We start from the raw sequence: 7,685 nt of genomic DNA, 5'->3' as shown, positions 1-7,685 counted from the left end.
CCACCCACAAGACCCCCGCGATCAAGAAGTGGCTGCTGGCCCACCCCCGGTTCCACCTGCACTTCACACCGACCGGCTCGTCCTGGCTGAACCTTGTCGAGCGATGGTTCGCCGAACTGACCAACAAACAGATACGGCGTGGCGTTCACAGGTCCGTCCAGGCCCTGGAGAAAGACATCCGTAACTGGATCGCCGCCTGGAACACCGACCCGAAGCCCTATGTCTGGACGAAGAGCGCAGACGAGATCCTCGAACGCCTCGCCAGCTATCTGAACAGAATTCCTGACTCAGGACACTAGGGCGCGGCCCGCTCCAGCCCCAACGACCGGACCAGATCCAGCATTTCGGCGCGGTGCAGGGCGGCGGGGTTCCCGGCGACCGGATGGATGTGACCGTCGATCTCCAACGCCACAAGCCCGTGCATCCGCCCCCACACGCGCAGGGCGAGCGCCGCGGCGGCCGGGGGCACATCCGGGAGATCGGCCCGGATCTTGGCGACATAGCCGGGGTTGAGGTCGGACCACGCCATGTCTTCCGGCTGGTGGCGGCGGGCCTGGGGCCACGCGGCGGCCACGAGGCGGGTCAGCTCACGGCACACGCGGCGCGCCGTGCGGTCCACGGGGCCGTCCTCGGGCGGCCGGTAGCCGGGACGGGGTGGCCGTAGAACAGCCGGAAGCTCTCGGGGTGTTGGAGCGCCCACTCCCTCAACGCACCGCCCCACGCCAGGAGTCTGCCGCCCGGGTCGTTCTCCGGCACGGCGTTGCTCGCGCTCTCCAGCGCCTCGGCGAGCGAGGCGGCGATCCCGCTGATCAGCTCGGTGATCAGATCGTCCCTGGTCGGGAAGTAGCTGTAGATCGCGCGCGCGGTCATGCCCATCTCGCGCGCGATGCCGCGCAACGAGATCGCCCCTGGCCCCGCATCGGCCAGCTGCCGCAGCGCGATGGCCTTGATCTCCCGGGTCGTCTCCGCCCGCAGCCGCTCCCGGCGGCTCATGACGCCCCCGACGGCTTCGCACCGCCGGACTGAAGGGGCGGGCTCAACACCCTTGTCCCGAAGGGCTGTTCGCCCGAACGAGTGGTTTGGGGGCGATCGCGCCACCCCGCCCTTCGGCGGCGCGGTTGGGTGTGGCTGCGCGCCGCGGATCCTTCCTGGCGCCGCGGCCACACCCTGGGAGGCGTTCATGACCTATCCCGATTCATTGTTGCGGCGCACCCTCGGAGAGCGGCGCATCGCGCTGGTCGCCTGGCGGCTCCTCGTGCTCCAGGTCGCGCACCCCGCCGTCGCCGCGGGCATGAGCGACTGGTCCACCTACCGCGCCCACCCGTGGCGCCGCGTCCAGCACACGATGGACAGCGGGCGGCGGCTGTTCTTCGCCGACCTGGACTCGTTGCGGCGCGAGGTCGCGCGCCTCGACCGCGCGCACCGGCGCATCCACGGCACCGACGCCTCCGGCCGCGCGTACTCGGCGGAGGCGCCCGAGGTGCGCGTGTGGGTGCTCGTGACGCTCTACGAGGCGATGACCGCGCTGCGCCAGCTGTCGGGCAGGCCGTTCACCCCCGCCGAACTCGACGTGCTCTACGGGGAGTTCCGCGCCACGGTCGCCGAGTTCGGGCTGCCGGACGGCCTGTGGCCGCCGACCGCTGCCGATGTGCCCGGGTATGTCGAGCGCACCATCCGCGAACGCCTCGAGGACGGGCCCGAGGTCCGCCACCTGCTGTACGGCATCCTGCGCGAGGCGCCGCGCCCCGGGCGGCTCGGGCGCCTGGGGCCCGCGTGGCCGGTGCTGCGCGCGCTCACCGCGTGGACGGTGGCGACGTTGACCGTGGCCGATCTGCCGCCCGCCTTCCGCGAACGCTTCGGGATCGGGCGCGGGCGCCGCGCCGCCGCGCTGTCGTGGGCGGCCCACCGCGGGGCGCGGCACGTCATGACGCGGCTGCCGGACCGGTGGCGTTACCGCGTTCCGCCGGGCGCCGACGGCCCCGCCGTCCGCCACGCCCCCCGGCACCGCCGCGCCCGCGCACGGGTGCGCGACACGCGCCCCGCGCGGCTCGACGCGTTCTTCCGGCAGGTCATCGACCAGACGGGCGACGGGCGCATCGGCGTCGCCGACCTGCGGGCGATGGCCCATAACGTGTGCTGGCCACTGGAGTTGAGCGCCGAGCGCGAGAGCGAGGTCCACGCGGCGTTCGACACGTGGTGGCGGCAGATGAGCGCCACGATGGACGCCGACGGGGACGGGCGCATCACCCGCGCGGAGTTCGTGGCCGCCACGTTGGCCGGGGTCGACCGCGACCCCGAGTACCTCACGAAGGGGCTGCACGTCGCGGTGCGCGCGATGTTCCGCGCGGCGGACGCGGACGGCGGCGGCCACCTGTGCGCGGACGAATACCGCGCCCTCTTCGGCGGAACGCGGGTGCATCCGGCCGAACTCAACGATGGATTCCGCGAGTTGGATGTCGACGGCGATGGGCGGATCACGGAGGAGGAGTTTGTCCTGGCGTTCACGGGCTATTTCACCGGGGTGGGGGATTCGGTGCCGGGAGCGCGAATGTTCGGGCGGGCATAGGGGGTTGCACCTGCTCTGCGAGCGGCTGCGACGGCGGCTACGGGCTGGACGTCCTCCCGTTCGCCGTCTGCCGAGTGTCGGGTGTTGTGGTGGGTGCGGGTCAGGGCTGGCACCTACGGGGGAGGGGGCGTCGGGTGTGCGGCCGTCTCGGTAAACGGTCGGTCTCGTCGCTGGTTGGGACCGTTCGCCGAACGGGCGTGGCCGCGACGGTAGTTGGCGGCCGTTTTCCCGGTGGTCGGTTGCGGTGGCGCGCACCCTTCGGGCCTGCCCTGGCCGCCCGAAGCGTTTTCATTCTTGATGTCCGACGAGCTTATGTAGCGCGCCGGTGCTTATCCGCAGCTTATGCCGGGGCGGGTGCTCTTCTGAAACGGGGCACGTTCTGTTCAACACAAAGTGTGCCCTGTTTCAGAAGAGGTCCCGTCCCCGCGTAAGCGGGACATAAAGCCCGGCGGGCCCGCTGAACGAGGCGCGCCCCGGCCCCGGACCGGCCCGCTCCATAAGCTCAACGTGCGTGCGGTGAACGACGAGAGCGGCGGCCAGGGCAGGCCCGAAGGGTGCGCGCCACCCCAGCCGACCACGCAGAAGTCGGCCACCCGCAAACAGTCAGCGGCCGCGCCCGGCTGGCGAACGGCCCCCGCCCACAACGACACCTGCCGGTTACCGGGACGGCCGCTCACCCGACGCCCCCCTCCCGTAGGTGCCCATCGGTGACCCGCACTCCAGAAGACAGGACTCCGGCCGACGGCAAGAACCACCGGACCCTCGGCAGCCGCCTCACAGGTCACCCCAAAGAAGCAAGACCCCCCGCCGACGGCAAGAACCACCGGATCCTCGGCAGCCGCCTCACACGGCACCCCGCAGCAGCAGCCCCGGCAGCCGCCCCCACCCCAACCCCAAAGAAGCAAGACCCCCGGCCGACGGCAAGAACCCCCGGACCCTCGGCAGCCGCTGCACAAGGCACCCCGCAGCAGCAGCCCCCGGCAGCCGCCCCCACCCCACCCCAAAGAAGCAAGACCCCCGCCGACGGCAAGAACCACCCCTCCCCACCGCACCCCCACAACGCCGCACCCCCACACCCACCCGCACCCCAACGGCGAAGCCCCGCAGGGAAACTTGTTCCGGGACTCCCCGCCTCTCCTTGACAGCGCCCACCTGCGGCAACACACTCGGCGCCGGGACGAGAGAGCGCTCTCTCAGTTGAGCCGCGCGTCACCCCCACCCATCCGTCCCACAGGAGACCCCATGTGCCCAGCCATGGAAGAGAAGCCGCCGACGCCGCCCGCCCTGTCACGTCGGGCCGTGACCGGGCTCGGTGCGGCCGCGCTCGCCGCCGCGCCGTTGCTCGGTGTCGCCGCGGCCGGTCAGGCCGGCGCCGCCCCCACGCCGAGGGGGCGGGGCCGGTCCCTGCCGAGGGCCGCGGCAGACCCGTTCGACCCGGACTTCGGGCCCAACGTCCTGGTGTTCGACCCGGGGTTGAGCCAGGCCGAGATGCAGAGCCGCCTCGACGCCATCTCCGCGCAGATGCACACCAACCAGTTCGGCACCGAGCGCCACGCCGTCCTGCTGCGCCCGGGAAGCTACGACCTCGACATCAACCTCCGCTTCTACACTCAGATCCTGGGCCTCGGCCTTCACCCCGACGACGTCAACGTCAACGGCCACTGCCGCGTCGAGGCCGACTGGCTCCAGCAGGGTGACAACCCCGACAACCTCGGCAACGCCACCCAGAACTTCTGGCGCTGCGCCGAGAACTTCTCCGTCACCGTGCCGTCGGGCGAGATCGAACGTTGGGCCGTCTCCCAGGCCGCGCCCTACCGCCGCATGCATCTGCGGGGAATCGGCGCGCAGTTGTGGAACGGCTACGACGGCTGGGCCAGCGGCGGCCTGCTGGCCGACACACGAGTTGACGGGTTCGTGGAGTCCGGCTCGCAGCAGCAGTGGCTCACCCGCAACAGCGAACTCGGCGCCTGGAGCGGCTCCGTGTGGAACATGGTGTTCGTCGGCTCCCGCGGCGTTCCCGGCGACAACTTCCCCAACCCCTCGCACACCGTGGTCGGCGAGACGCCGGTGATCCGCGAGAAGCCGTTCCTGTATGTCGAAGGCTCGGGCGCGTACAGCGTGTTCGTGCCCGCGCTGCGCCGCAACGCCGTCGGCGTCAGCTGGGGCGGCGGCCAGCCCGCGGGGGAGTCGATCTCGCTGAGCGAGTTCACGATCGTGCACCCCGGCGACCCGGTCGCGGAGATCAACGCCGCGCTCCGGGCGGGTCAGCACCTGCTGTTCACGCCCGGCGTGCACCACCTGGACGGGGCGATCGAGGTCGACAACCCCGACACCGTTCTGCTGGGCCTGGGTCTGGCCACGCTCGTTCCCGACACCGGCCAGCCCGCCATCCGCGTCGCCGACGTGGACGGGGTGCGGCTCGCGGGGCTGCTGATCGACGCGGGCTCGGTCAACTCGCCCACCCTGCTGGAAGTTGGACCCGAGGGCGCGTCCGCGAGCCACGCGGACAACCCCGTGTCGCTGCACGACATGTTCTTCCGCGTCGGCGGCTCGCACGTCGGCCGCGCCACCGTCAGCCTCACCGTCAACAGCAACGACGTCATCGGCGACCACCTCTGGGTCTGGCGCGCCGACCACGGCAACTCCGGCACCTGGGGCTGGACGGTCAGCACGGGCCGCAACGGCGTGATCGTCAACGGCGACAACGTCACGATGTACGGCCTCTTCGTCGAGCACTACCAGGAGTACAACCTCATCTGGAACGGCAACGGCGGCCGCACGTACTTCTTCCAGAACGAGATGCCCTACGACCCGCCGGACCAGGCCGCGTGGGGATCGAGCGGCGGCGGCAGCCTCGGCTGGGCGTCGTACAAGGTGGCGGACTCGGTGACATCCCACGAGGCGTGGGGAGTCGGCGCCTACTGCTTCTTCAATGTCAACCCCGCTGTCACCGCGTCGCGCGGCTTCGAGGTGCCCGACAACGCGGGCGTCCGCTTCCACCACCTGGTCGCGGTCTCCCTCGGCGGCGTCGGCACGATCAACCGGGTGATCAACGAGAGCGGCGGCACGGCCAATACGGCCACCCAGGTGCAGTATTGGGTCAACCACCCGTAGACGGCGGCGGGTTGGCGGCGGTGGGCGCGCGTCGCCCACCGCCGCCGAGCGGGCGGACGTTTTCCGACCCGTTGATGGCGCACACGTTTCGGCGCTGTGTCATGGGGTAATGCCACGGTAATATGGGAGCGCTCCCATCCCGGAAGTCCCCACTGCCGGAATACGGAGACCGCAACGATGCATCTTCACGTCAACGCCGCGTCACCTCGCTGGGCCGTCCGCGCCCTGCTGGCCGCCCTGTCCGCGGCGCTGCTCGTCCTCACCCCGTGGAGCGGCGGGACCGCCTCCGCCCACGGCTCGGTCGTCGACCCCGCCTCCCGCAACTACGGCTGCTGGCAGCGCTGGGGCAGCGACCACCTGAACCCGGGCATGGCTCAGGAAGACCCGATGTGCTACCAGGCATGGCAGGACAACCCCAACGCCATGTGGAACTGGAACGGCCTCTACCGCAACAACGTCGGCGGGAACCACCAGGGCCAGGTTCCCAACGGCCAGCTGTGCAGCGGTGGCCGCACCGAGGGGGGCCGCTACAACTCCCTCGACACGGTGGGCAACTGGAAGAAGACCCAGGTGGGCGGCAACTTCACCATCCGCCTGGACGACCAGGCGAGCCACGGCGCCGACTACTTCCAGGTCTATGTGACCAGGCAGGGCTTCAACCCCAATACGCAGCCGCTGAGTTGGAGCAACCTGGAGCTGGTCGAGGAGACCGGCCGCTACGGCCCCGCGACGACGTACAACATCCCCGTGAGCGTCTCGGGCCGCAGCGGTGACCACATCGTGTACACGGTCTGGCAGGCCAGCCACATGGACCAGGTGTACTACCTGTGCAGCGACGTGACGTTCTGAGCCACCAGGCACCGGACGAACGCCACTGAGCCGCACCGCCCCAGGGCCCCGCCGGACACCCACGCGTCCGGCGGGGCTCGTGTCAGCGGTGGCTGAGCACGTTGACCACCCGGCCGTTGGGGTCGTGGACGAAGAACCGGCGCACGCCCCACTCCTCGTCCCGCAAGGGGTGCACGATCTCGGCGCCGCTTTCCCGCATGGCCGCGTAGGCCGCGTCGACGTCATCCACCTCGACGCTCATGTCGGGCGCGACCGGGGCGGTCCTGTCGCCGGTCATCAGCGTGTCCCCTCGACGGGTGTGCTCCCGGCCAGGGGTGTGTGGCAGGGTCGGGGGGTGTCTCAGCCTTTCGACGGTCGGGCCTCCGCCTTCGCCACCGCGCCCGACGGGACCCGTATCGCGTATCAAGTGGCGGGCGAGGGACCGCCGTTGCTGCTGCTGAGTGGGCAGTCCAACAGCCATCGGTGGTGGGATCCGGTGCGGGGCGGGTTCGAGGGCGCGTATCGCACCATCACCGTGGACCACCGGGGGACCGGGGCGAGTGACAAGCCCGATCGGCCTTACCGCACCGAGGAGATGGCCGAGGACGCGCTCGCGGTGCTGGATGCCGTCGGCGTTGAACGGGCCCATGTCTACGGCACGTCGATGGGCGGGCGCATCGCGCAGTGGCTGGCCGCGCGGCATCCGGAGCGGGTGCGCGGGCTGGTGCTCGGCTGCACGTCGCCGGGCGGCCGCCTCGCGGTGGAGCGCGGCGACGACGTCAGGGCGTCGCTGGGCGCGGCGGATCCGCGGGCGGTGTTGAGGGCGTTGCTCGCGCTCATGTACACGCCGGAGTGGCTGGCGTCGCACCGGGGCCCTTTCACCACGGTCGGCGACCCGGGGATGCCGCCGTTCGCCCGCCGCCGCCACCTGGGGGCGAGCAACCGGCACGACGCGTGGAACGTCCTGCCGTCGATCAGCGCGCCGACGCTCGTCGTGCACGGCACCGACGACCTGCTCAACCCGACGGCCAACGCGCCGCTGCTCGCCGGTCGAATCCCGGGCGCGCGGCTCGAGTTGATCCCGGGGGCGCGGCACGCGTACTTCGAGGAGTTCGCGGACGTGGCGACGCCGCTGGTGCTCGACTTCCTCGCCGGGGTGCCCGTCGACCGATGAGTT

The 7,685-nt window shown here is 71.3% G+C and carries 7 protein-coding genes and 1 pseudogene; 5 read left to right on the top strand and 3 right to left on the bottom strand.

The window, feature by feature from the left end:
• A partial coding sequence (locus D7318_RS09400) for a transposase (RefSeq protein WP_183091485.1) occupies positions 1-299 on the top strand: 299 nt, incomplete at its 5' end.
• On the opposite strand, the gene D7318_RS34770 is transcribed toward D7318_RS09400, so the two are convergent.
• Together D7318_RS34770 and D7318_RS34765 are read right to left on the bottom strand one after the other, a co-directional pair.
• Complete coding sequence (locus D7318_RS34770) at positions 296-700, bottom strand: WHG domain-containing protein (RefSeq protein WP_230423574.1); 405 nt, start codon at positions 698-700, stop codon at positions 296-298. The genes D7318_RS09400 and D7318_RS34770 overlap by 4 nt on opposite strands.
• Entirely contained in the window at positions 583-993 is a 411-nt protein-coding gene (locus tag D7318_RS34765; protein ID WP_230423554.1) for a TetR/AcrR family transcriptional regulator, read from the bottom strand. Before D7318_RS34765 ends, D7318_RS34770 begins: the two co-directional genes overlap by 118 nt.
• Before the next feature lie 187 nt (positions 994-1,180).
• Between D7318_RS34765 and D7318_RS09390 the strand changes: the two genes are divergently transcribed.
• The 3 genes from D7318_RS09390 (at position 1,181) to D7318_RS09380 (ending at position 6,529) form a co-directional block, all read left to right on the top strand.
• The gene (locus D7318_RS09390; protein WP_120696404.1) at positions 1,181-2,566 is read left to right on the top strand and encodes an EF-hand domain-containing protein; all 1,386 of its coding nucleotides are present in this window, start codon (positions 1,181-1,183) and stop codon (positions 2,564-2,566) included.
• 1,242 nt (positions 2,567-3,808) lie between these two features.
• The gene (locus tag D7318_RS09385) at positions 3,809-5,680 is read left to right on the top strand and encodes a sialidase (protein ID WP_120696403.1); all 1,872 of its coding nucleotides are present in this window, start codon (positions 3,809-3,811) and stop codon (positions 5,678-5,680) included.
• 177 nt (positions 5,681-5,857) lie between these two features.
• Complete coding sequence (locus D7318_RS09380; RefSeq protein ID WP_120696402.1) at positions 5,858-6,529, top strand: lytic polysaccharide monooxygenase auxiliary activity family 9 protein; 672 nt, start codon at positions 5,858-5,860, stop codon at positions 6,527-6,529.
• Between the two features lie 82 nt (positions 6,530-6,611).
• On the opposite strand, the pseudogene D7318_RS09375 reads toward D7318_RS09380, so the two are convergent.
• Positions 6,612-6,812, bottom strand: a pseudogene (locus D7318_RS09375) (VOC family protein); the annotation flags it as partial.
• Between the two features lie 51 nt (positions 6,813-6,863).
• Between D7318_RS09375 and D7318_RS09370 the strand changes: the two are divergent.
• Entirely contained in the window at positions 6,864-7,682 is an 819-nt protein-coding gene (locus tag D7318_RS09370; protein ID WP_120696401.1) for an alpha/beta fold hydrolase, read from the top strand.
• The last annotated feature ends 3 nt before the right edge of the window (positions 7,683-7,685 follow it).

It is taken from the genome of Streptomyces radicis, assembly GCF_003626575.1.
Taxonomy (GTDB): domain Bacteria; phylum Actinomycetota; class Actinomycetes; order Streptomycetales; family Streptomycetaceae; genus Streptomyces; species Streptomyces radicis.
This window is presented reverse-complemented; position numbering and strand designations above follow the sequence as displayed.